We start from the raw sequence: 22,662 nt of genomic DNA on the forward strand, positions 1-22,662 counted from the left end.
CGCAACAAGGACGCCATCGTGACGAAGAAGCCTACAATGTCGGACATCGCCGTCGCGTGCGGCGTTTCCCAGGCGACGGTTTCTCTTGTTCTCAACAATGCGCCGGGCACCCGGATCTCGTCCGCGACCCGTGATGCCGTCATGACCAAGGCAGCGGAGATCGGCTACACGACGGTCCACCGGCGACCGGACAGGCGGCCGGTGATCGCCATGATCATCAACGACGTCACGAGTTCGCCCCACGTCGCCGGCCTGATCGACGGCGTCACGGAGTCTGCCAACGAACGGGGACTGCTCGTGTCCGTCATGCCGACCGGGGGCGACAGCGACGCGGAACAGGCCGTGCTCGATCACCTCGCGGCCATGCCGATCGCCGGGGTCATCTACGCGCGCCTCATCACCCAGCAGATCAATATTCCTCCGGGTCTCCTGAATGTGCCGACCGTCCTTCTCAACTGCTATACCGGCGACCGAAGCATCCCCAGCGTCGTGCCGGGAGACCTGGTGGCGGGACAGACGTCTGCCCTGCTCCTGATCAAAGCGGGGCATCGGCGCGTCGGCTATATCGGCGGGGAAGACACCATCGAGGCGGCGCGGGAGCGCATCAAGGGCTACCGGCGCGCCTTGATGATGCATGACATCGCGCTCGACCCGGCGATCGTCTTCAAGGGAGGCTGGACGATCCGCGGCGGATACGACGCGTTCAAGAGCATCATGATGGTGCCGGATCCGCCGACGGCCATTTGCTGCTTTTCCGATCGCACCGCGATGGGCGTGTACGCGGCTGCGGCGGAGCTCGGCCTGAAAATTCCCGAGGACATCTCCGTCGTCGGTTTCGACAACGAGACCTACACCGCCGACATGGTGCCGCCTCTCACCACCATGGAACTCCCGCACAGCGAAATGGGGAGATATGCGGCCGAGCATCTGGCCGATCTGCTCGCCTCTCCCCGCAAGACGTCCCGCAACTTTCAGGTCAAAATCGAATGCGAGCTGATCGAGCGGCAGTCGGTCAAGGTCCTGGACCGCTCAGGGTTGCTGCCTGTCGCGTGACACGCGTCGGCTCGTGACCGCGCGGAACGCCGGCGCGCGCCATGGACGGCTCTCGTCGCCGGCATGCCGCCCGTGAGACTGTGGCGGCGGCAGCGCCGTACCGCCGTTGCGCGTCAGGCGGCGTTGCGTGCGGGAACAGGCGAGGGCCGTCCGCCAGACCCTGTCTGCGACGTCGCCCCGGTTCGGAACTCGCCCAGCATCTGCGCGATTCGGGTCACCTCCTGGACGAGCGCATGGCTGGAGGCGGTGGATTGCTCGACCATGGCGGCGTTCTGCTGGGTCCCCTGGTCCATCAGGTTGACGCTCGCATTGATGTCCTGCAGGGCGGTGGCCTGTTCGCGGGCGCCGTCAACGATGGCGGCGATATGGTGGTTGATCTCGTTGACCTCCCCGACGATGACGACCAGCGCCGCGCCGGTCTCGCCGACGAGCGAGACGCCGCTCCTGACCTGCTCGCCGGACGTGTTGATCAGCGCCTTGATCTCCTTTGCCGCCTTGGCGGAGCGTTGCGCGAGCTCCCGCACCTCCTGGGCAACCACGGCAAAGCCCTTGCCGGCTTCTCCGGCGCGCGCGGCTTCCACACCGGCATTCAACGCCAGAAGGTTGGTCTGGAACGCGATCTCGTCGATGACGCCGATGATGGACGAAATCTCCCGGGACGAGGCGTCGATCGCACCCATGGCGGCGACCGCCTTTTCCACGACGCGGCCGGACTGCTCGGCGCCGGCCTTGGTGCGGGCGACGAGCATGCCGGCTTCCTCGGCCCGCCGGGCGGAGTCCTTGACGGTCGCGGTGATCTCGTCCAGCGCCGCCGCGGTCTCCTCGACGGTGGCCGCCTGCCGCTCGGTCCGCTTGGCGAGATCGTCGGCCGCGGCGCGCATCTCGTCTGCGCCCGCCTTGATCTGGGAGGCACCGGCGTCGATCCGGTGAATGGTGGTCGACAGCGCGTCGAGGGCGACGTTGAAGTCGTCGCGCAATTGCCAATAGGCCTCGGGCAGGTCGTCACGGATGCGATAGCTCACGTCCTTGGCGACGATCGCCGCCATGGCCTTGCCGAAGCAGCTGCTCACGAGCGCGCGCTCGGCTGCGATGGCCGCCGCCTGCGCCTGCTGCTTGGCGATCTCGGCCTCGTCGATATAGACCGAGATGGCCAGATCCATATCGAGCAGCGCCGCTTTGACCAGGCTCGACAGCGCCGTGCCGAAAGCCGCGGCCGTCGTCGTCTTCCGCGAAAACACGCTTTTGGGGAAAGCTTCGGCAACCGCCGTGGTGATCAGGTGATCGAGAATGATCGCATAGCCGCCGATATACCATTGCGGCTCGAGCCCGATCCGCGCATGCACCGCTCCGATCGTGCGGACCCTGCGGCCATAATCTTCGCTGAAATCGCCGTTGGAGATATTGACCCAGTGTCCGGCCTGGGCGCCCTTCGCCCGGACGATATGGTCATCGGAGGAAAAGAAGCGCTTGACGTCCGGGGTCTTGCGCAATTGCGCGTAGAACCGGTCGAGGCCCTTCGGCAGCTCGCGTTCGATCAGGCTTTTCAGCGACCGGATGCCGGTCTTGCCCGCCTCGTCCAACTGCATGAAGTCGAGACGGCGCGCAATGCTCTCCTCGCTGAACGGGGCGGCGGATGCATGACCCGCGGGCGCGGGACCCGGGGATGCCGGGGGAGACGCCGTGTGGCGGGCAGGGGCGGACGCGGGGTTCGTCATGACAACCTCTGAAGGACGGAAAGGGACAGGGAAGGGGACAAGGAGACAGCAAGAGCACGCGATCGGCGACGTCCCAGCTCCGTCGTCATATCGGCAACCGGATCTTCTCCAGAGTATGCTCGATGTCTGATTTAGAAAGTGTGAATATGATGTTTGCTTCCGTTCGGGGGGCCGAACGCGCTGGTTTTCCGCTGTGTATTGTCGGCCGCAGGACGTTTTTACCGCGTGTTAATCGCGCTCGATTGCGGCTTGTTAAGTCGAAACGCACACAATGGGGTCGCGGAGCGATGGATGTCTTCGCCGCGGGGACATGACGGCCCCACTGGCATCTGGACGTTTAATGGCGGTAGGTAAGCTCTTTTCACTGTTTCGGGTCACCGGCGACGATGCCGACCTGGTCAGGGCGCAATATGCGGCCTTCTCCAAACAGGTCCCGCTGATGTACTTCATTCTGCTGGTCAACAGCTGGGGCCTGGCCGCCACCCACATCAATACGGCGCCGGTCTTTCTGACGATCTGGATCCCGTCGCTTCTCACCCTGGTCTGCGCCTGCCGCCTCGTCTACTGGTGGATCGAAGGACGCCGGCCGACAAAGGGCATGAATGCGCTGCGGGCGCTGCGCAAGGCCAACGTGCTGGCCTGGCTGCTGGCCGCAGGCTTTGCCAGCTGGGGTCTCTCGCTCGCGCCCTATGGCGACACCTATCAGCAGAGCCATGTCGCCTTCTACATGGGCATCACGGTGATCGGCTGCATCTTCTGCCTCTCGCATCTTCTCTCGGCGGCCCTGGCCGTCACCGTGATCGTCGGTCTCGCCTTCGCCGGCTATTTCGGCATGACCGGCAACATGGTGTTCATCGCCATGGCGGTCGACCTCATCCTCGTTTCCGCCGCGATGATCGCCGTTCTCTCGGTCCAGTATCGCGACTTCATGGCGCTGATCTCCTCCAAGCGGACACTGCTGGCCCTCAACGACGAAAACCTGCTGCTGGCAAATCAGGACAGTCTGACATCGATGCCCAATCGGCGCCGCTTCTTTGCCGAGCTCGAGACCGACCACCAGGCCGACAGCGCCGGCCGGGAGGCCATCTGCGTTGGTCTCATCGATCTCGACGGGTTCAAGCCGGTCAACGACATCTTCGGACATGGAACCGGCGACGATCTTCTCATCCAGGTCGCGCAGCGCCTGTTGACACTGGCGGGACCGGGCGCCGAGGCGTCAGACGGGGAAGGGCCTGCGGGTGCGAAGCCTGCCGGTCCGCAGACCTTCTTTGCACGGCTGGGCGGCGACGAATTCGGCTATATCACGCGAGGCGGCGGGCTGGCCACGGCGGTTGACATCGGCCATGCGGTCTGTGCGGCGCTCTCGGAGCCCTTTCACATTGCCGATGCCCGGATCGAGCTGTCGGCCTCGATCGGCATTGCGGCGCTGTCGCCGACCGATACGACGGTTGCGACCGTCTACGAGCGTGCGGATCATGCCTTGTACAAAAGCAAGCGCCAGGGGCGTGGCGGGGTCGTGGTGTTCTCCAAGGAGCATGGCGAAGCCTTTGCGCGTCTCCTGACCATCGAGCGGATCTTCGGCAAGCATGTCTACGAGGAGGAGGTCTCGCTCGTCTACCAGCCGATCGTGGACATGGCGTCAGGCCGGGTCGTGGCGTTCGAGGCCTTGGCCCGCTGGTACAGCCCGACCCTCGGTCATGTTTCCCCCGCCGAATTCATTCCCGCCGCGGAACGGTCCGGCGTGATCAATTCCCTGACCCGGCTGCTGCTGCGCAAGGCGCTCGAGGACGCCCGGTCCTGGCCGAGCGAGATCGGCCTGTCATTCAATCTTTCCGCACGCGACGTGTCGTCCGGCGAGCAGTCCCTCGCGCTGCTCGACATCGTTCTTTCAAGCGGCGTCGCGCCGAAGCGTGTCGATTTCGAGATTACCGAGACGGCCATCCTGGCCGATATGAGCCAGGCGCGGACCGTGGCCCTGATGTTCAAGGCCGCCGGCGTCGGCATTTCGCTGGACGATTTCGGCACCGGCTATTCCAGCCTGACCCATCTTCACGAAATGCCCCTCGACAAGCTGAAGATCGATCGCAGCTTCGTCAACGGCATCAACGACAACTCGACGGGCAAGAAGATCGTGACGTCGATGCTGCGGATGTGCGCGGATCTCGACATCGGGTGCGTGGTCGAAGGCATCGAGACGCCCGAAGAATACGAGACCATCAAGGCGCTCGGCGGTCCGGCGGCGCAGGGATTTTTCCTCTCGAAGCCCCTGCCGCCCGACGAGGCGCGCGCCCTCGTCACAGACGACATGGGTGTGGACGACATGGGCGCGGACGACATGGGCGTCGCTGGCAATGCCGGGGTCATGATGGCGTCGTGAGAGGAGAGGCCGGGCGCGGAACCCGCCTCGTGGCCTGCCTGGTGGCCCGCCTCGGGGCCTTGTGTCCGACCCGCTGCGGATGCGGATCTACAGGGCCAGCAGGCGCTGCGCCGTGAACTTATCGGTCACGAGAATGTCGATGATGCCGACCTTGAGGGCACCGGCGATGGCAACGGCCTTCTTGGCGCCGCCGGCGAGCGCGATGACCCGGTCGACATTGGCCAGATCCTCGAGCGGCAGGCCGATGACCCGGTCGTCGAGCGGCGTCTTGACCGCCTTGCCGTCGATGTCGAAGAACCGCAGCGAGATGTCGCCGACCGCGCCGGCATCGGCAAGATCGGCCAGTTCGCGCGCGGAGAAGATGTTGCCGGAGCGGGCGAGAAGTTCGGACGGCTCCACGGCCCCGATGCCGACGATGGCGAGCGTGATGCTGCCGAACAGATCCACCGTCTCGCGCACGAAGGGATCCGCCATCATCAGGAGCTTGGCCTCGCGGGACGAGGTCACGCCCTGGACGGGCAGGAGCTTGGGCTCGGCACCCGTCAGGCCCGCCAGCCGCGTCGTCAGCTGCGTCGCATGCGTCTGGACCGAGGGATCGCCCATGCCGCCGAGCGTCTGCACGACGAACTTGGCGCGCGCGCTCTTCTGGGGATGGATGTTCTCCACCATCTTGAAGATGGTCTGGCTCCAGCTGGACACGCCGATGGTCTCGCCCGGTGCCAGCGTAATTTCAAGAAGATGGGCGGCGGCTTCGCCGATCCGCGCCATGATCGCGCCGTCGCGATCCTCCGTGCATTCGACGACGACCGCTTCCGGCAGGCGATAGCGCTCGCGCAGCGCCGCTTCCAGATCGCCATAGGTGCCGACCGGGGGGATGACGCTGGTGCGCACGATCCCTTCCGTTTCCGCCCGCTTCAGCATGCGCGACACGGTCGCCTGCGACAGCCTCAGATGATCCGCGATCTCCGCCTGCCGGCGCCGCTCGATGTGATACATCTGAGCGACCCGCGAGATCAGGCGGAGTTCGTTGAGGCGTCCCATGGGCGTTCCCGTTGTGAATTTTTATTCACTCTTAGCGGCTGCCGGGTCAAGCGTCGAGCGGGCGAGTGCGTCATTCCACGTTTTGAGCCGCTCTGCCGCATCGTCGGCTGCCGGCGGGATCGGCGTGGTCTGCCGGGGGAGGGCGGAAATCGCTGCAAGGTCCGGGAAGATGCCGAGCGACAGGCCTGCGAGATAGGCCGCACCGAGCGCCGAGGCTTCCGGGGCCTCGCACTGGATCACCGTATGGCGCAGCATGTCGGCAACGCATTGCATCAGGAACCGGTTCTGGCTGGGGCCGCCATCGACATAGAGCGCGCCGATCGCGCCGCCGCTCTGCGTCTTCATGGCGGACACGACGTCATGCACCTGGAAGGCGAGCGAATCGGTGACCGCGCGGGCCATCTGCGCCCGGCTGGTGTTGAAGTTGATCTGGGAGAACAACGCGCGTGCCGTTGAATCCCAGTAGGGTGCGCCGAGACCGACAAAGGCCGGCACGAAGCCCGGACCGCCCGGCTCCGCCGTCGCGGCGAGATCGACGAGGGCCGCGACGTCCGGCAGGCCGAGAATGCCGGTCATCCAGGGCAGGCTCGCGGCGGAGACGAGAATGTTGCCTTCGAAAGCGAAGGTCGGCCGGCCCGCAATCCGCCAGGCGACCGTCGTGGTGATGCCGTTGCGCGGCGCGATATAGGCCGAAAGCGTCGTCATGATCGACGATCCCGTGCCGAAGGTCACTTTTCCATCGCCCGGCCGGAAGGCGCCATGGCCGAAAAGGGCCGCGTGGCTGTCGCCGATCGCCGCGCGAATCGGCGTGCCGTCGGGGATGCCGGGCACGCCTGACGTCGTGCCGAAATCGGCGGCACTGTCACGGACCTCCGGCAGGACGGCCGGATCGACGCCGAAGATGCCGCAGAGCTCGTGGCTCCACGCCTGTGCGTTCAGATCGAAGAGCTGGCTGCGGGCCGCGTTCGACGCATCGCAGGCATGAACCCGTCCCCCGGTGAGGCAGTGGATGAGCCAGCTGTCGATTGTGCCGGCCCGCACAGGGCGGCCCTGCGGCACGCGCTCAAGGAGCCAGCGGAATTTCGCCCCGGGAAACATCGGGTCGAGCGGCAGGCCGGTGATCTGCTGGACGCGGTCGAGATGGCCGTCACGGGTCAGCCGCTCGCAATCGGGCGCCGTGCGCCGGCACTGCCAGCTGAGAACCGGGCCGAGCGGCTCGCCGGTTGCCCCGTCCCAGACGGTGACGGATTCGCGCTGGTTGGAAATCGCAACGGCTTCGACGGTCGTATCGGGCGCGGCGTCGAGGCAGGCGGCGATCGCCTCGCAGACGGAGGCCCAGAGGCGGGACGGATCCTGCTCGACCCAGCCGGGTTTTGGGTAGCTGATGCCGACGGGCGAGGATCCCCGGGCCAGGACCTCGCCTGCCAGGGATACGAGCACGGCCTTCGAGTTGGTGGTGCCCTGGTCGATCGCCAGTATCGCCTGCATGTCTTTCTCCTCACCCCGGGGAAGCCCGGACACCTTCAGAAACCCGGGCACCCCTATGAAAGCCGGGCCGGCGATGAAATCGCCCGCCCGGCTGAAGGGTCTGCCGACTACTTGCGCCGGATGACGGCTTCTGCAGCGTCGGCGATCGCCTCCGGCGCCATGCCGAACTCGTTCAGCAGGAACTCGGCCGAGCCGGTCGGCGCAAAGATGCCGGGAACGCCGAGCCGCTTCATCGGCACGGGTGCGAGATCGACCACCACTTCGGCCACGGCCGATCCGAGGCCGCCGAAGGTGGAGTGCTCCTCGGCCGTGACGATCGCCCCGGTTTCGCGAGCAGCGGCGACGATGGCGTCCTCGTCGATCGGACGCACCGTCGCGAGATTGAGGACGCGGGCGCTGACGCCGCGAGAGGCCAGGATCTCGGCCGCCTTGACCATGCGGTGCGTCAGCGTGCCGTTGGCGATCAGCGTCACGTCGGAGCCTTCGCGTAGGAGATTGGCCTTGCCGACCGTGAAGACGTGGCCCTCGGGAAGGAGATCGGGGACGCCGACGCGCGACAGGCGCAGGAAGCACGGACCGGCGGTGTGCGCAGCCCATTCGACGGCTGCCGCCGTCTCGATATGGTCGCACGGCGCAATGACGGGGAGGTTGGGCAGGACGCGTGTCCAGGCAAAATCCTCGATCGAGTGATGGGTCGGCCCGAGATCGCCATAGGCCATCCCGGAGGAGATGCCGACGAGCTTCACATTGGCGTTGGAGTAGGCAATGTCGGCCTTGATCTGCTCGAGGGCGCGACCCGTCAGGAACGGTGCGGCGGCGCAGACATAGGGGATGCGCCCGCCATTGGCGAGGCCGGCCGCCACGCCGATCATGTTCTGCTCGGCGATGCCGACATTGATCAGCCGTTCGGGAAATTTCGCCTTGAAGCCGCCGAGCTTCGACGAGCCGACGGAATCGTTGCAGACGACCACGATCGTCTCGTCTTCCGCCGCGAGGCGCTCCAGCGTGGCCGCAAAGGCGTCGCGGCAGTCGTGGAGCTTCTGGGATGGGACGTGCGCGTTCATTAGAGGGCCTCCGACAGTTCTTGGACGGCGATGTCGTACTGTTCCTTGTTCGGAACCTTGTGGTGCCAGTCGACGGTGTCCTGCATGAACGAGATGCCGTGGCCCTTGTTGGTGTGGGCGACGATGCAGTGCGGTCGCGAACCGCGATGCTCGAGCGCTGCAACGACCTCGCCCATCGCATTGCCGTTGATCTCGGTGACCTCCCAGCCAAAGGCCTCGACCTTCGGGCGGAGCGGCGCGAGACCGTTGGTGTCGGCAATGGACGCACCCTGCTGAAAGCGGTTGTGGTCGATCAGCAGCGTCAGATTGTCGAGGCCGAAATGGGCGCCGGCCATGATGGCCTCCCAGTTCGAGCCTTCCTGCATCTCGCCGTCGCCGGTCACGACATAGGTATGGTAGGCCGCGCCCGAAAGCTTGGCGGCCTTCGCCATGCCGACGGCGACCGGCAAGCCGTGGCCGAGCGGCCCGGTATTGGTCTCGACGCCGGGCACCTTGTTGCAGTTGGGATGGCCGTTCAGGCGCGAATAAGGCTTGAGGAAGGTCGAGATCTCGTCCTCGGGAATGAAGCCGCGCTTGGCAAGCGTCACATACAGCGCACAGGCCGTATGCCCCTTGGACAGCACGAACCGGTCGCGTTCCGGATGCTTCGGCTGGTCGGGCCAGATCTTCAGGACGCGGAAATACAGGGCGGTGAGCACGTCGATGACCGACATCTCGCCGCCGATATGGCCCGCGCCGGCTTCGAACACGGCCTGCAGATCCCGCAGCCGGATTTGGCGCGCCATGCGCTTAAGATCATCAATCTCCATCAGTCCCTCGCGTGAATAAATATGCATATAGTGATATTCTTGCACAGTTACCCCAATAGTCAACCCCCTGTCGCCCGCTTGCCTCTGCGCGATATGGTGCACTGCAACGAGAATTCGACGCGAATTCGATATACGCATCCGGACAATTCCGGTTGACACAGTCAGCAGGGCTTGGTAGTGAATTTTCCGGCAGGAGTGAATATTTATTCTAGCAGTTGATGGCCAACGGTCTCGCTGCTTGCGAGGAGGACGAATGGTGGCGCTCGACATCAACGGACAGGCCCGGCCGTCCGGCACGTGGCGGAAGAAACTCAGTGGCGCGACGGGACCTCTCGTCGGATTGCTCGCGCTCTGCATCTTCCTCGGCGTCAGCACGGATGCCTTCTTCTCGCTGCGCAACGGCCTCAACATTCTCGACCAGATCACCGTGATCGGCATCATGGCCGTCGGCATGACCTTCGTCATCCTCATCGGCGGCATCGATCTCTCGGTGGGCTCGGTCCTCGCACTCTCCATGATGGTGATGGGCTGGACCGCCAACATCGCCGGCCTTCCCCTGGGTCTTGCCATCGTGGTCGCTCTCCTCGCGTCCGCCGTCAGCGGGCTCATCGTCGGACTTCTGGTGACCGTCTTCCGGGTTCCCGCTTTCATCGCCACGCTGGCGATGATGTCGGCTGCCCGCGGCGTCGCCAACATGATCACCGACGGCCAGCAGATCGTCGGCTTCCCCGACTGGTTCATGATGCTCGCGATCGACCGCCATTTCGGCATTCTCACGGCCACCGTGTTCCTGATGCTCTTCGTGGTGCTCGTCGCCTGGCTGTTTCTGCACTACCGCGCCGAAGGCCGCATGCTCTATGCGGTCGGGGGAAATCCCGAGGTTGCGCGCCTTGCCGGCATCAATGTCCCGTTCGTCACCATCGCGGTCTACGTGATCAGCGCCATCCTGGCGGGCCTTGCCGGCATCGTGCTCGCCGCACGCCTCGACTCGGTCCAGCCGTCGAGCGGCTTCGGCTATGAGCTCGACACGATCGCCGCGGTCGTCATCGGCGGCACGTCCCTTTCGGGCGGGGCCGGGGGTATCGGCGGCACGCTGATCGGCGTCCTCATCATCGGCGTCCTGCGCAACGGCCTCAACCTGCTCAACGTCTCGCCCTTCCTGCAGCAGGTCATCATCGGCGTCGTCATCGTGCTTGCGGTGGGTGCCGAAACCATGCGCCGCCGCCGCGCCTAGTCTCTTGTCCGGCTGAAGGTCTCTTGTCCGGCTGACGTTCGGCCGATCCGGCGGTGCTTCGGGACACGCAATTCCCCTCCGAAAGGTTTGGAGCGGAGCTTATGCCCCAGGGGTGGAGGATTATCCCCGGGTTCAATCACAACGGAGGAACGACCATGACATTTGCACGTACTCTTCTGACATCGGCAGCCATTCTCGGCCTCACGCTCGGCTCCGCCCATGCGGCCGAGGTCAAGAAGATCGGCCTTGCCGTCGCCAACCTGCAGGCGAACTTCTTCAACCAGATCAAGCAGTCCGTCGAAGCCGAAGCCAAGAAGCGCGGCATCGAGGTCGTCACCGTGGACGCCAAGGGCGATGGACCGACCCAGATCAACCAGATCCAGGACCTTTTGACGCAGAACATCGACGCACTCATCTACATCCCCGCCGGCGCAGCAGCCGCGACCGTTCCGGTGAAGCTGGCAAAGGCTGCCGGCGTGCCGGTCGTCAACGTCGACCGCAATGCCGAAGGCGCACCGGGCGACACGTTCCTGGCAACGGACTCCGTCTCCTCGGCCAAGGCGGTCTGCGACCACATCCTCAAGGAAGCCGGCGGCAAGGGTGACATGGTCATCATCCATGGCCAGAAGGGCACCACGCCGGAAGTCGATCGCTCGAAGGGCTGCGCCGAAGCGCTGAAGGCCTATCCGGACGTGAAGGTCGTCGCCGAGCAGTATTCCAACATGTGGGCCCAGGACGAGGGCTTCCAGATCATGCAGAACATGCTGCAGGCCAACCCGAACATCTCGATCGTCTTCGCCCAGGCTGATGGCCTCGCGCTCGGCGCGGCACAGGCGATCAAGGTCGCCAATCCCTCGCAGAAGATCGTTGTCGGCGGCTTCGACGGCGATACGGCGGCTCTGGAAGCGCTGAGCAAGGGCGTGTTCAACGTCACGGCAACGCAGCAGACGCAGAAGATGGGCCGCGAAGCCGTCGAGAACGCGGTGAAGATCGTGGCCGGCGAAAAGGTGCCGCCGGTGCAGCTGCTCGACGCGACACTGACCACCAAGGACAATGTTGCCGAGTTCATCGCCAACCATCCCTGATGACGTCGTGACCGAAAGGACGTTTGCCATGACCCAGCCGGTTCTGTCCCTCCGAGGCATCTCGAAACACTACGGACCGCTCCAGGTTCTCAAATCCGTGGACCTGGACGTGCATGCGGGTGAAGTCGTGGCGCTTCTCGGCGAGAACGGAGCCGGAAAGTCGACGCTGTCCGGCATCATTGCCGGATCGCGGGCGCCGTCCGAGGGAACGATGACGTGGCTGGGGCAGCCTTATGCCCCGGCCACGCCACGCGAGGCGATCGACAAGGGCGTCGTCCTCATCCACCAGGAACTGAAACTGCTGCCGCAGCTGTCCATCGCCGAAAACGTCTTCATCGGACGCTGGCCGACCCGCAACGGCGTGGTCGACCGCGCGCAGATGGAGCGTCGGGCCCAGGAACAGCTCTCGCGCCTCAACCTGCATATCCCGGCGTCCCGCAAGGTGGCGGGGCTGTCCACCGCCAACCAGCAGCTGATCGAGATCGCCAAGGCTCTGGCGCTCGACGCGAAACTCCTGATCCTCGACGAACCGACGGCCGCGCTCGGCGGCGCGGAGACCGAAGCGCTGTTCGAACAGGTGCGCAAGCTGCGGGCCGAAGGCGTCGGCATCATCTACATTTCCCACCGCATGGAAGAGATCAAGAAGATCACCGACCGCATCGTCGTGCTGCGCGACGGCGAGCGCGTGCAGGAATTCGCCGACAGCGCGACACCCGTGCGCACCGTCGTCGAAAGCATGGTCGGCAGGTCGCTCGACCGACTGTTTCCGCCGGTGCCGGTGCCGACCGAGCGCGCGGTCCTGCAGGTGTCGAACCTCACTTCCACCCGGAATGCCTTCCGCGACGTCAGCTTCGAGGTGCGGGCCGGCGAGATCCTGGGCATTGCGGGCCTCGTGGGCGCCGGCCGGACCGAGCTCGTGCGGGCGATCGCCGGGGCGGATCCGGTGAAGGCGGGCACGATCCGGCTCAACGGCGATGTTCTCAAGCTCCGCGATCCCGCCGATGCGATCGCCAAGGGCATCGTGCTCGTGCCCGAAGACCGCAAGGACCAGGGCCTCGTCGTCGCCCACAAGATCAGCGAAAACCTGATCTACGCCAATCTCGACAAGCTCGGCTCCCGCTGGATCACCGCCGGCCTCAAGAAGGCTTTCGCCGAGACCGCGATCGCGAAATTCAACGTCAAGGGACAGGCCGAGCAGCATGCCTCCGACCTGTCGGGCGGCAACCAGCAGAAGATCGTCATCGCCAAGTGGCTGATGCGGGATCCGAAGGTCGTCGTTCTCGACGAACCGACCCGCGGCATTGACGTCGGCGCGCGCGCCGGCATCTACGATATCATCGTCAACCTCGCCCGGCAGGGCGTCGCGGTCATCGTGGTCAGCTCCGACCTCGAGGAGGTGCTGGGCGTCTCCAACCGCATTCTCGTGCTCGCCCAGGGCAACCAGGCCGGCATCCTCAACCGCGAACAGGCCAATGACGTGTCCGTCATGGAACTCGCAACGATCTGAAGAACCAAGGAAAGGAAGAGCCGTGTCCGACATCGCTCTGAACGCCCCCAAGCTGTTCGACCTCACGGGCCATGTGGCCCTCGTCACCGGTGCGGGCAGCGGCATCGGCCAGCGCATCGCCATCGGCCTTGCCCAGTGCGGCGCCGATGTCGCGCTGCTCGACCGGCGCACCGACGACGGTCTGGCAATGACGGCGCATCACATCAAGGCCGCCGGCCGTCGCGCGATCGAGATCGCAGCCGACGTCACCAGCAAGGCTTCGCTCGCCGACGCCGTTGCGCGGACGGAAGCAGATCTCGGCAACCTGTCGCTCGCCGTGAACGCCGCCGGCATCGCCAATGCCAATCCGGCCGAGGAGATGGACGAGGACCAGTACCAGACCCTCATGGACATCAACCTCAAGGGCGTCTTCCTCTCCTCCCAGGCCGAGGCACGCGCAATGCTGAAGCACGGCCGCGGCGCGATCGTCAACATCGCCTCCATGTCCGGCGTGATCGTCAATCGCGGGCTGAGCCAGGCGCATTACAACGCCTCCAAGGCCGGCGTGATCCACATGTCGAAATCGATGGCGATGGAATGGGTCGATCGCGGCATTCGCGTCAACACGATCTCGCCCGGCTACACCGCGACGCCGATGAACACCCGGCCGGAAATGGTGCACCAGACGAAGCTCTTCGAAGAGCAGACGCCGATGCAGCGCATGGCCAAGGTCGACGAGATGGTCGGCCCGGCCGTCTTCCTCCTGTCGGAAGCCGCAAGCTTCGTCACGGGCGTCGACCTGCTGGTCGATGGCGGCTTCTGCTGCTGGTAGTCGACCCTCCTTCGCCGTTCCGGTGCGCAACGACATCGCGCCCCGGGACCGAACGACACCCATAGCGGTTTCGGCACCTCCCTGACGAAACCGCGGGCGGATCGTGCGTCAAGCGACGTTGCCGTGCGATCCGCTTCTTCATGCCGGGCTTCGTCCGACGGAGGGGAGACGCGCGCGCACCGGAAAACATGACGCGCCAGCCTTGGAGGACACATCCCATGAAACGTTTCGATAACAAGACGGTCGTAATCACCGGCGCAAGCCGCGGGATCGGTGCGGCAATTGCCGCCCGCTTTGCCCGCGAGGGCGCCAATCTCGTCGTATCGGCCAATGAAGACCGCGTGCACGAGGTTGCCGAGGCCATCGCCGCGGCCGGCGGCAAGGCTATCGCCTTTGTCGGCGACGTCACCAGCAAGGCGAGCGTCGTCGCCCTTTACGACGCGGTAGAGGCCGCTTTCGGATCGGTCGATGTGTCCATCCAGAACGCCGGCGTGATCACGATCGCCCGGGTCGAGGATCTATCGGAAGGCGACTGGGACAAGGTCATGGCCGTCAATACCAAGGGCGTCTTCCTCTGCGCCCAGGAAGCGATCGCCCGCATCCGCAAGCACGGCCGCGGCGGCCGTATCATCAACACCGCCTCCGGTCAGGCCCGCGACGGTTTCATCTACACGCCGCATTACGCAGCCTCCAAGATGGGCGTCGTCGGCATCACCCAGAGCTTGGCAAAAGAGGTCGCGACCGACGGCATCACGGTCAACGCCTTCTGCCCCGGCATCATCGAAACCGATATGTGGGCCTACAACGACGAGGCCTGGGGCAAGCTGCTCGGCACCTACGCGCCGGGCGAGCTGATGAAGGAATGGGTCGAGGGCATTCCGATGAAACGCGCAGGATCGGGCGAAGACGTCGCAGGCCTCGTGACCTTCCTCGCCAGCGACGACGCCGCCTATATCACCGGACAGACGATCAACGTCGATGGCGGCCTGATCATGTCCTGAGATCGCCTGGCCGCCGGCCAGCGATGTCCGAGCGTTCCATCGCTCCTCTCACCCGCCCTGTCGAGTCCCACGCTCTGTCGCGACGCGCAAGAAACTTAGCCAAACGGCTAGGTTTCTCTTGCGCGGCGGAGGAATTTCGTATTGGTTAGTCGCATGGCTAAGCATGACGTCGATCTCTCGCTTCTGTTTCAGGCTCTGGCGGACCCGACGCGACGGTCGATCCTGACGCGACTGGCCGAAGGGCCGGCACGGGTGACGGAGCTTGCAGGTCCCACGGGCCTGCGTCTGCCGACCGTCATGCGGCATCTTTCGGTTTTGGAAGAAGCCGGCCTGATCGCGTCGTCGAAGGACGGGCGGGTGCGCACCTGCGCGCTTCGGCCGGGCGCGCTCGACCCGGGCCGGCGTTGGATCGAGGACCAGCGCGCGACGTGGGAGGCCAGACTGGATCGGCTCGAGGCGCTTGTGATGCGCGGGATGGAGGAACGTGAACCATGACGACGACCACGACGGACAGCCGAAAGGCAATGCCTGCGAGCGGCGAGGGCGGCAGCCATTTTTCCACCTTGACCTTCGAACGGACGATCGGCGCACCGCTTGCCACGCTCTGGGAGGCTTGGACCGCGCCTGCCATGCGGGCCGTTTGGGCAGCGCCGTCCCCGGCCGTCGAGGTAACGTTTCTTCAAGCTGAAACGGGTGTCGGCGGATGCGAGGTGTCGCTCTGCAAGGTGGACGGCGAGCCGGATCGCCGCTGCGAGTGCCGCTGGCTGGAGATGCAGCCCGGAGCACGCTGCGTGAATGCCGAAGTGGTGTCCTGCGAGGGCGGGCCGCAATCCTGCGCTCTGGTCACCGCCGACTTTGCCGAGCAGGGCGGGCCGGACGAAAAAAGCAGGCTGGTGGTGACGGTGCAACTGTCCGCGCGCGACGGCGAGATGGAGGATGGCTACCGGCAGGGTTTCGCCGCCGGCCTCGACAATCTTTCCGGTGCAGCGCAACGGACCCTGCTCCTGCGCCGGGTCATCAAGGCGCCCCGGGCGGCGGTCTGGAAAGCCTGGATGAACGCCGAGACGCTGCCGCTCTGGTGGGGACCGGACGGGTTCTCCTGTCGCACCCGCAGGATCGATCTGCGCCAAGGTGGCGAATGGGTCTTCGACATGATCGGCCCGGACGGAACGATCTATCCCAACCATCACCTCTACGGCGACGTCGTTCCCGAGGAACGGTTCGGCTACACGCTTCTTTGGGGCGAGAACGGGCCGAAACATGCGGATGCCTGGGCCGCGTTCGAGGAGAAGGATGGGGCGACAACGGTTACCCTCGGCATGGTCCTCAGCACGGAGGCGGAATTTCAGGACGCCAAAGGCTTCGGTGCCGAGGCGCTCGGCCAGCAGACCCTCGGCAAGCTCGAGCGTTTCGTGACAGCCGTTTGAACCGCATCGCCGTCTGGAACCTCTCACGCTGCGCCCTGTTCTTCTGTCCGTGACGGGATGCGCAGCCGACCATCAAGGCGGCAAAAGCGTCCCGGCCCATCGATGATGTGGGGTCAGGAAGGACGCAAGGCATGCCGGTGATTGCGACAGCAGCCTGGTCGGTTCCGGGCACGGTTGCCGAACATTTTCCAGCCGAAGGCTCGGGACTGGCGCGCTATGCCGCCGTGTTCCCGGGCGTAGAGGTCAATTCGACCTTCTACAGACATCACAGAGAATTCACCTATGCCCGCTGGGCCGCCAGCGTTCCCGACGCGTTCCGTTTCGCGCTCAAGCTGCCCAAAGCGATGACGCACGAGCATCGCCTCTCGGAGATCGGGGCGCTGTTCGACGCGTTCCTCCAGGAGATCGCGCCGCTCGATGAGAAGATCGGCCCGCTCCTTTGTCAGCTTCCGCCGAGCCTGCCCTTCGATCCGGCCGTTATCGAACCGGCGATGACGGTGTTTCGAAACGGGTTCGGCGGACAGATCGTCCTGGAGGCGCGTCACCGGAGCTGGGCGTCCGGCGAGGCACGCACCCTGCTCGACCACCACCATATCGACCGCGTTCTTGCAGATCCTGCGCCCGTCTGGCCCTTGGAGACCTTCGACACGCCGCCCGTATACGTGCGGCTGCACGGCGCGCCGACGATCTATTATTCCGCCTATGACGATGCGGAGATTCAAAGGTTCCGGACAGCCCTGTCGGCCGACAGCTGGTGCGTCTTCGACAACACGGCATCCGGGGCCGCGATCGAAAACGCCTTGACGATGTTGCATCTGCCCGGGTGATCGTCGACGGGCGGGCTCCGGTCTTCCGGCTGGTGTTTTGTGCGGCCGTCGAAAGCGATCTTTCCGAACGTCGATCTTGTCAGGTTTTCGTTGACGTTCTTCCGCTAGGATGTCGGACTGCATGCGGATGGAAACGATGACCCTCTGGAACAATCTTCTTGGAAACCTCGCCGTCGTCGCGATCGCAACGTGCTTGCTGACCTTCGGGAACCCGTGGTTCTCGCGCCTGCACCCGCGCGTCTCGCCGATCGCGCTCGGCGTCATCATGGCGTGCGGGACGGTCTGCGTCATGATGCTCCCGTTCCAGTTCCTGACGGGCATCTATCTGGACCTGCGCTACACCTTCATCGGGATCAGCGCTTTCTTCGGCGGGCCGCTCGCCCTTGTTCTGCCGCTGGTTTCGGCGCTGGCGTTGCGGATCTCGCTCGGGGGCACCGGCGTCGTCACCGGCATCACCCATATCGTGCTGACCGCCGCCTCCGGGCTCGTCCTGTGGCGCATCACGAGAAGCCAGCCGGTCACGCCCGGACGGCTGGCGGCCCTCGCCGGTGCGGTTGCGGCGAGCGGGACCGTCGGATTCGTCTTCACCGTTGCGATCGATCGCTGGAGCGTCGTGTTCCCCTCCGTTGTCGCGCCGTTCGCATCGGTCCTGTTCGTCTCCACGATTTTTTCGGGCCTTGCCATTCTCCAGGAGCGGCGGCGCGTCGATATCACCAACGAAAACCGGATATACAGAGCGATCATCGAGGCGCTCCCCGATTGCCTGAACGCCAAGGACCTGAGCGGCCGCTTCATCGCCGCAAACCCCGCGACCGCCACCCTGATGAATGCGCCAACCGTGCCGGCTCTTCTCGGGAAAAGCGACATGGACTTTTATCCCGCTGACATTGCCGCGGAATTTCGCACCATCGAACAAAGCCTCATCGCGCAGGGAAAGCCGCTGATGGTGGAACAGCGGTTCACGAGCCTCGACGGACGGGATGTCTGGTTGGCAACGCTGAAAGCGCCCATCTTGGACGAGCGAGGCGCGATCACCGGCCTCGTGACGCACAACCGCGAAATCACCGAACAGAAGCAGACGGAGCTGGCGCTCGCCACCGCCCAGACGCGTCTGGCCGATGCGGTATCAAGCATGGCCGACGGGCTCGCCATGTTCGACGCGAGCGGCAAGCTTCTCTTCCGCAACGAACAATACCTCGAGCTGTTCCCGCTGACGGCCGATATCCGCGATGTCGGAACGTCGCTGAAGGACGTTCTGCGGATGGCCATCGCGCGGGGTGAGGACCAGGCCGTGCCCAGCTGTCCGGAGGACACGGTGGAGCGCACATTTGCAGCCTTCATGACGGCGGGAACCCGCCAGTTCCGCCTTGCCGACGGCCGCTGGATCGAGGCGCGCACGCGGCATGCGACCGATGGCGGCGCGATGATCGTTTTCACCGACGTCACGGCCGCGAAAAAGGCCGAGGTCGACCTGAAGGTCCTCAACAATCACCTGGCCGGGCTTGCCACGACCGACGCGCTCACCGGCCTCTTCAATCGCCGCGCCTTCGACGTGGCGCTGGACGACATGACACGAAAGGCCGTCGAGGCCGGCCAGGGTCTCGGCCTTCTCCTGATCGATGTCGATCGCTTCAAGGCCTTCAACGACACCTACGGGCATCCCGAGGGCGATGCGTGTCTGAAGGCGATCGCGACGTCGCTTCTGCAGGCGTCGTCCATCCACCCCGGCGCCGTCGTCGCTCGTTATGGCGGCGAAGAGATCGCCGTCATCCTGCCCGATGTCCGGGCCGGGGCGGCGCTGGAGATCGCGGAGGCGCTCTGCGCGGCCGTGCGCGCCCGCGGCATACCCCATGCCGGCAGCGAGAAGGGCATCGTCACGGTCAGCATCGGCGTCGCCCAGTCGAGCCTGCGCGGCGCGCACCGAAAGGACGACCTGCTGAAGGAAGCCGATAGCGGCCTTTACAGCGCCAAGGCGCTGGGACGTGATCAGGTGCAGCTGGCGCAGCCGCATCCCGAGAAGCGGAGGTCAAGACGCTAGCGCCGTCGTCCGCTCCGCACTGCCGTCATCTTGGGCGCGTCAGCGTTGCGGGATGGACGAAGCGTGAGCGACGTTCGACCGCCATCGGCTGGAACATGATTGGTTTTTCAGCCGGTCAGCGGTATGTCGGTGCGCGCTGCCTTGCGTAGCGCCAACAGTGATGCGAATCGCGCGGATCCACGCCATGCCCCATGACCACGCTGCCGAGAATACCTGGAACCCAATACGTGCGTACCGGCAGCGGCAGAGCGCGTCGCGCGAACCGCGCTCCTATGTTCTCGGCCTGAGCCCCTGGAAAGGATTTCTCCGGATCTGGCTTGCGGGCGAGACGGTCGTGCAATGGAACAGGACGCTCCTCCGGCCGAAATTCTACACGTTCGTGGCGCCCGCCTTGCGCCGGCGCAAAGGCTCCAAGGTCTATGTCTGGGGATACAAGATACCGGCCTTTGTCGAAGCGTTCTGTGACCGGCACGGGATTACGCTCATTCGCGTGGAGGACGGCTTTCTCCGATCGCTCGCTCTCGGCGCAACGAAAGCGCCTCCGATCTCTCTCTGCTTCGATCGGGGCGGCATGTATTTCGACGCCACGACGCCGTCGGATCTCGAGCAGATCCTTCAGACCTACGACTTCGCCGCCGATGCGCCGCTTCTGGAACGGGCCCGCCGCGGCATCGAGAGCCTCGTGGCGTCGCGGCTCTCGAAGTACAACACATCGAGAGATATCGATATTGCGTCCCTCTACGGCCCGAAGACGCGCACGCGCATCCTCGTGGTGGGGCAGGTCGAGGGCGATGCGTCGATCCTGAAAGGCTGCGACCGCGAGATCGACAACAACGACCTCGTTCGTGTCGCCGCGCAGGAGAATCCGGACGCCCAGATCATCTACAAGCCGCATCCGGAACTGCTGCACGGCACCCGTCCCTACCAGTCCGATCCGCGGGACGTACGCCATCTCGCCATGATCCTCGAGGAGGACATCACGCTGGCCGACGCCTTCGAAACCGTGGATCGCGTCTATACGATCACCTCGCTTTCGGGCTTCGAGGCCTTGATCCGCGGCATCCCCGTGACCTGTCTCGGAATGCCTTTCTATGCCGGCTGGGGAGCGACAGACGACCGCCAGCTTTGTCCGCGCCGGACGGCGAGGCGCAGCACGACCGAGATCTTTGCTGCGGCCTACATCCTTTATCCCCGCTACTTCGATCCGGCGCTCCGGACGGAACTTGATTTCGAGGGCGCCTTGGCCCTGCTCGCCGCCATGCGCGAAGACCGGAGATCGGGCAGGGAACAGGGCAAGCCATTGGCAAAGCCGCGCCTGTTCTCGTGGCTTCGAAGGGGTCGCTGACAGGCAGATCCCGGAGCGCTCAAACGCAGGCAGGCGGTCTGGCGCTGCCGGCGTGTCCGCAGCCTCTTGCCGCGTCTAGGCGAGCGAGAACATGAGGCTGGCCAAGGCGAAGCCGATGAGGCCGACGAGCGTCTGCATGACGGTCCAGGTCTTGAAGGTCGTCTTGACATCCATGCCGAAGAAACGCCCGACGAGCCAGAAGCCGCTATCGTTGACATGCGACAGCATGACGGAGCCGGATGCGAGGGCGATGACGATGGCCGAAAGCTGGAGGCCCTGATAGCCCGCGGCCTGCACGGCCGGCTGGATGAGGCCCGCCGCCGTGATGAGCGCAACCGTGGCCGAGCCCTGCGCCACCCGCAGGGCCGTGGCCACGAGGAAGCCCGCGACCAGCACCGGCAAGCCGATATCCGACAAGGCGTCCGACAGGGCGGCACCGATGCCGGACGCACGCAGCACGCCCCCGAACATGCCGCCGGCGCCCGTGATCAGGATGATGGAGCAGACGGGACCCAGCGCGGAATCCAGGATGCGTTCGACCTCGATCGCGGTCCGGCCGCGCATCGGGCCCAACACGTAGCTGGCGACGAGAACGGAGATGAGAAGGGCGACCGGCGTCGCGCCGAGTGTCCGCGCGAGCTGGAACCAGGCCGCATTCTTGTCCACCCATCCCTGCGCTCTGGCGAAATCGAGCCCGGTGTTCATGAAGATCAGCAGAAGCGGCAGAAGGAGAAGGGCAACGACAAGACCTGGGCTCGGCGGATGCGCGCCGTCGTCCTTGGGTACGGGTGCCGAAAAGCTCTCGGGAACGGGCAGCATGATGCGCTTGCCGATCCAGGTGCCGAACAACTGGCCGGCGATGATCCAGGTGGGGATGGCGACCGCCAGGCCGGCGAGAATGAGGAGGCCGGCATCGGCGCCCAGGAGCTCGGCGGCCGCAACGGGTCCGGGATGCGGCGGTACAAAGACATGCATGACGGAGAAGGCCGTGGCGACGGGAATGCCGTAGAGCAGCAGGCTTCCGCCCAGCCGGCGTGCGATGGTGAAGACCACCGGCAGCATGACCACGAGACCGGCATCGAAGAAGATCGGAAAGCCGAAGATGAGCGATGTGATGCCGAGCGCCATCGGCGCCCGCTTTTCGCCGAAGCGGGCCACGAGATCGTCCGCAAGCGCCTGCGCGCCGCCGGAGATTTCGAGCATGCGCCCGAGCATGGCACCAAGACCAACCAGAAGCGCGACACCGCCCAAGGTGGAGCCGAAGCCGCTCGTCATCGTCGTGAGAATGCTGCCGGCAGGAATGCCGGCGGCCACGGCCGTGAGGAGACTGACGAGGATGAGGGCGACGAAGGCGTGCACGCGAAACTGAATGATCAGCAGCAGCAGGAGAAGGACGGCGCCGACGGCGATCGAGATCAGCGCGCCAGCGCCGAGTGTCTGTTCAAATTCCGGCAAAATTCCATCCCTCCAGCGTGCCGGACGACAGGTCCGGAACGTACATCTTGGGCGGTTTTATAGGAATTCGCGTCTGCAGCGACAAGCTGTATCTTTTCGGCATGGGCAGAGGGCCTGCCCGGCGCGCACCTGTTGAAGGCCTGCGTGCGGCTCAGATATCGAAGAGGACGTAGCTTTCCTCGACATTCGCCGTGTTGGGCGAGGGGACTTTCGTTGCACCCTCATGGCCGAGAAGCAGGGCGAGTTCCTGCTCGTCGTCCCCGAACTGCTGGACGATGCGCTCAGCTTCGTCCGGGCTGACGGAATAGGTCTCGATGATGGTGTCCATCGCGGCCGGCAGGTTCTTCTCGTCGCTGTCCATGGCATCCTCCTGGGAACATGATGA

At 65.1% G+C, this 22,662-nt stretch carries 19 protein-coding genes; 12 read left to right on the top strand and 7 right to left on the bottom strand.

From position 1 onward, the window contains the following. The first annotated feature begins 18 nt into the window (after nt 1-18). Nucleotides 19-1,053 carry a LacI family DNA-binding transcriptional regulator gene (locus ASG03_RS14665; RefSeq protein WP_062694153.1) on the top strand — a complete coding sequence of 345 codons (1,035 nt, stop codon included), beginning with the start codon at nt 19-21 and terminating at the stop codon, nt 1,051-1,053. Between the two features lie 113 nt (nt 1,054-1,166). Here the strand turns inward: ASG03_RS14665 and ASG03_RS14670 are convergent, their stop codons facing one another. Beyond that, nucleotides 1,167-2,768: a globin-coupled sensor protein gene (locus ASG03_RS14670; RefSeq protein ID WP_062694155.1), complete on the bottom strand. Its 1,602-nt coding sequence runs from the start codon at nt 2,766-2,768 to the stop codon at nt 1,167-1,169. A 340-nt stretch (nt 2,769-3,108) separates the two neighbouring features. Here ASG03_RS14670 and ASG03_RS14675 point away from each other — a divergent pair, with 340 nt between their 5' ends. Further along, the gene (locus ASG03_RS14675) at nt 3,109-5,145 is read left to right on the top strand and encodes a putative bifunctional diguanylate cyclase/phosphodiesterase (protein WP_062694157.1); all 2,037 of its coding nucleotides are present in this window, start codon (nt 3,109-3,111) and stop codon (nt 5,143-5,145) included. A gap of 87 nt (nt 5,146-5,232) precedes the next feature. On the opposite strand, the gene ASG03_RS14680 is transcribed toward ASG03_RS14675, so the two are convergent. From ASG03_RS14680 to ASG03_RS14695, 4 genes are all read right to left on the bottom strand, one after another. Next, nucleotides 5,233-6,186: a sugar-binding transcriptional regulator gene (locus tag ASG03_RS14680; RefSeq protein ID WP_062479128.1), complete on the bottom strand. Its 954-nt coding sequence runs from the start codon at nt 6,184-6,186 to the stop codon at nt 5,233-5,235. A 21-nt stretch (nt 6,187-6,207) separates the two neighbouring features. Next, the gene (locus ASG03_RS14685) at nt 6,208-7,674 is read right to left on the bottom strand and encodes an FGGY family carbohydrate kinase (protein ID WP_062694159.1); all 1,467 of its coding nucleotides are present in this window, start codon (nt 7,672-7,674) and stop codon (nt 6,208-6,210) included. 107 nt (nt 7,675-7,781) lie between these two features. Beyond that, entirely contained in the window at nt 7,782-8,738 is a 957-nt protein-coding gene (locus tag ASG03_RS14690) for a transketolase family protein (RefSeq protein WP_062479134.1), read from the bottom strand. Further along, the gene (locus ASG03_RS14695) at nt 8,738-9,547 is read right to left on the bottom strand and encodes a transketolase (RefSeq protein ID WP_062694161.1); all 810 of its coding nucleotides are present in this window, start codon (nt 9,545-9,547) and stop codon (nt 8,738-8,740) included. The genes ASG03_RS14690 and ASG03_RS14695 overlap by 1 nt, the downstream gene beginning before the upstream one ends. 253 nt (nt 9,548-9,800) lie before the next feature. Between ASG03_RS14695 and ASG03_RS14700 the strand changes: the two genes are divergently transcribed. From ASG03_RS14700 to ASG03_RS14745, 10 genes are all read left to right on the top strand, one after another. Then, complete coding sequence (locus ASG03_RS14700) at nt 9,801-10,781, top strand: ABC transporter permease (protein ID WP_062479139.1); 981 nt, start codon at nt 9,801-9,803, stop codon at nt 10,779-10,781. 155 nt (nt 10,782-10,936) lie between these two features. Further along, nucleotides 10,937-11,866 carry a sugar ABC transporter substrate-binding protein gene (locus tag ASG03_RS14705; protein WP_062479148.1) on the top strand — a complete coding sequence of 310 codons (930 nt, stop codon included), beginning with the start codon at nt 10,937-10,939 and terminating at the stop codon, nt 11,864-11,866. Nucleotides 11,867-11,894: 28 nt separating this feature from the next. Beyond that, nucleotides 11,895-13,373 carry a sugar ABC transporter ATP-binding protein gene (locus tag ASG03_RS14710; RefSeq protein WP_062479151.1) on the top strand — a complete coding sequence of 493 codons (1,479 nt, stop codon included), beginning with the start codon at nt 11,895-11,897 and terminating at the stop codon, nt 13,371-13,373. Between the two features lie 22 nt (nt 13,374-13,395). Continuing rightward, nucleotides 13,396-14,184: an SDR family oxidoreductase gene (locus ASG03_RS14715; RefSeq protein WP_062694163.1), complete on the top strand. Its 789-nt coding sequence runs from the start codon at nt 13,396-13,398 to the stop codon at nt 14,182-14,184. Between the two features lie 218 nt (nt 14,185-14,402). After that, entirely contained in the window at nt 14,403-15,185 is a 783-nt protein-coding gene (locus tag ASG03_RS14720; RefSeq protein WP_062694165.1) for an SDR family oxidoreductase, read from the top strand. 153 nt (nt 15,186-15,338) lie between these two features. Next, on the top strand, nt 15,339-15,680 hold the full coding sequence (locus ASG03_RS14725) for an ArsR/SmtB family transcription factor (RefSeq protein ID WP_062479160.1): 342 nt from the start codon (nt 15,339-15,341) through the stop codon (nt 15,678-15,680). 29 nt (nt 15,681-15,709) lie between these two features. Further along, a complete protein-coding gene (locus ASG03_RS14730) occupies nt 15,710-16,612 on the top strand; it encodes an SRPBCC domain-containing protein (RefSeq protein ID WP_062694241.1) in 903 nt (300 codons plus the stop codon). A gap of 131 nt (nt 16,613-16,743) precedes the next feature. Then, nucleotides 16,744-17,439: a DUF72 domain-containing protein gene (locus ASG03_RS14735; RefSeq protein ID WP_062694167.1), complete on the top strand. Its 696-nt coding sequence runs from the start codon at nt 16,744-16,746 to the stop codon at nt 17,437-17,439. Between the two features lie 127 nt (nt 17,440-17,566). Next, complete coding sequence (locus ASG03_RS14740) at nt 17,567-19,477, top strand: diguanylate cyclase (protein WP_162241395.1); 1,911 nt, start codon at nt 17,567-17,569, stop codon at nt 19,475-19,477. A 184-nt stretch (nt 19,478-19,661) separates the two neighbouring features. Beyond that, nucleotides 19,662-20,822 carry a capsular polysaccharide export protein, LipB/KpsS family gene (locus ASG03_RS14745; RefSeq protein ID WP_062694169.1) on the top strand — a complete coding sequence of 387 codons (1,161 nt, stop codon included), beginning with the start codon at nt 19,662-19,664 and terminating at the stop codon, nt 20,820-20,822. A gap of 75 nt (nt 20,823-20,897) precedes the next feature. Here ASG03_RS14745 and ASG03_RS14750 read toward each other — a convergent pair whose 3' ends face one another. Beyond that, nucleotides 20,898-22,277 (bottom strand): GntP family permease, encoded by a 1,380-nt coding sequence (locus tag ASG03_RS14750; RefSeq protein ID WP_062694170.1) that lies wholly within the window; start codon nt 22,275-22,277, stop codon nt 20,898-20,900. 151 nt (nt 22,278-22,428) lie between these two features. Then, nucleotides 22,429-22,638, bottom strand: a complete 210-nt coding sequence (locus ASG03_RS14755) for a hypothetical protein (RefSeq protein WP_062479173.1) — start codon at nt 22,636-22,638, stop codon at nt 22,429-22,431. Nucleotides 22,639-22,662: the final 24 nt, after the last annotated feature.

The sequence above is a fragment of the Rhizobium sp. Leaf341 genome (assembly GCF_001424325.1).
Classification (GTDB): Bacteria; Pseudomonadota; Alphaproteobacteria; order Rhizobiales; family Rhizobiaceae; genus Ferranicluibacter.

Excerpts from the sequence above, each read along its gene's own strand:
- ASG03_RS14730 (WP_062694241.1), top strand. The coding sequence starts at position 15,710 with ATGCCTGCGAGCGGCGAGGGCGGCAGCCATTTTTCCACCTTGACCTTC.
- ASG03_RS14755 (WP_062479173.1), bottom strand. The coding sequence starts at position 22,638 with ATGGACAGCGACGAGAAGAACCTGCCGGCCGCGATGGACACCATCATC.
- ASG03_RS14740 (WP_162241395.1), top strand. The coding sequence starts at position 17,567 with ATGGAAACGATGACCCTCTGGAACAATCTTCTTGGAAACCTCGCCGTC.
- ASG03_RS14720 (WP_062694165.1), top strand. The coding sequence starts at position 14,403 with ATGAAACGTTTCGATAACAAGACGGTCGTAATCACCGGCGCAAGCCGC.
- ASG03_RS14745 (WP_062694169.1), top strand. The coding sequence starts at position 19,662 with ATGCCCCATGACCACGCTGCCGAGAATACCTGGAACCCAATACGTGCG.
- ASG03_RS14725 (WP_062479160.1), top strand. The coding sequence starts at position 15,339 with ATGGCTAAGCATGACGTCGATCTCTCGCTTCTGTTTCAGGCTCTGGCG.
- ASG03_RS14695 (WP_062694161.1), bottom strand. The coding sequence starts at position 9,547 with ATGGAGATTGATGATCTTAAGCGCATGGCGCGCCAAATCCGGCTGCGG.
- ASG03_RS14735 (WP_062694167.1), top strand. The coding sequence starts at position 16,744 with ATGCCGGTGATTGCGACAGCAGCCTGGTCGGTTCCGGGCACGGTTGCC.
- ASG03_RS14690 (WP_062479134.1), bottom strand. The coding sequence starts at position 8,738 with ATGAACGCGCACGTCCCATCCCAGAAGCTCCACGACTGCCGCGACGCC.
- ASG03_RS14705 (WP_062479148.1), top strand. The coding sequence starts at position 10,937 with ATGACATTTGCACGTACTCTTCTGACATCGGCAGCCATTCTCGGCCTC.
- ASG03_RS14710 (WP_062479151.1), top strand. The coding sequence starts at position 11,895 with ATGACCCAGCCGGTTCTGTCCCTCCGAGGCATCTCGAAACACTACGGA.
- ASG03_RS14675 (WP_062694157.1), top strand. The coding sequence starts at position 3,109 with ATGGCGGTAGGTAAGCTCTTTTCACTGTTTCGGGTCACCGGCGACGAT.
- ASG03_RS14685 (WP_062694159.1), bottom strand. The coding sequence starts at position 7,674 with ATGCAGGCGATACTGGCGATCGACCAGGGCACCACCAACTCGAAGGCC.
- ASG03_RS14700 (WP_062479139.1), top strand. The coding sequence starts at position 9,801 with ATGGTGGCGCTCGACATCAACGGACAGGCCCGGCCGTCCGGCACGTGG.
- ASG03_RS14670 (WP_062694155.1), bottom strand. The coding sequence starts at position 2,768 with ATGACGAACCCCGCGTCCGCCCCTGCCCGCCACACGGCGTCTCCCCCG.
- ASG03_RS14680 (WP_062479128.1), bottom strand. The coding sequence starts at position 6,186 with ATGGGACGCCTCAACGAACTCCGCCTGATCTCGCGGGTCGCTCAGATG.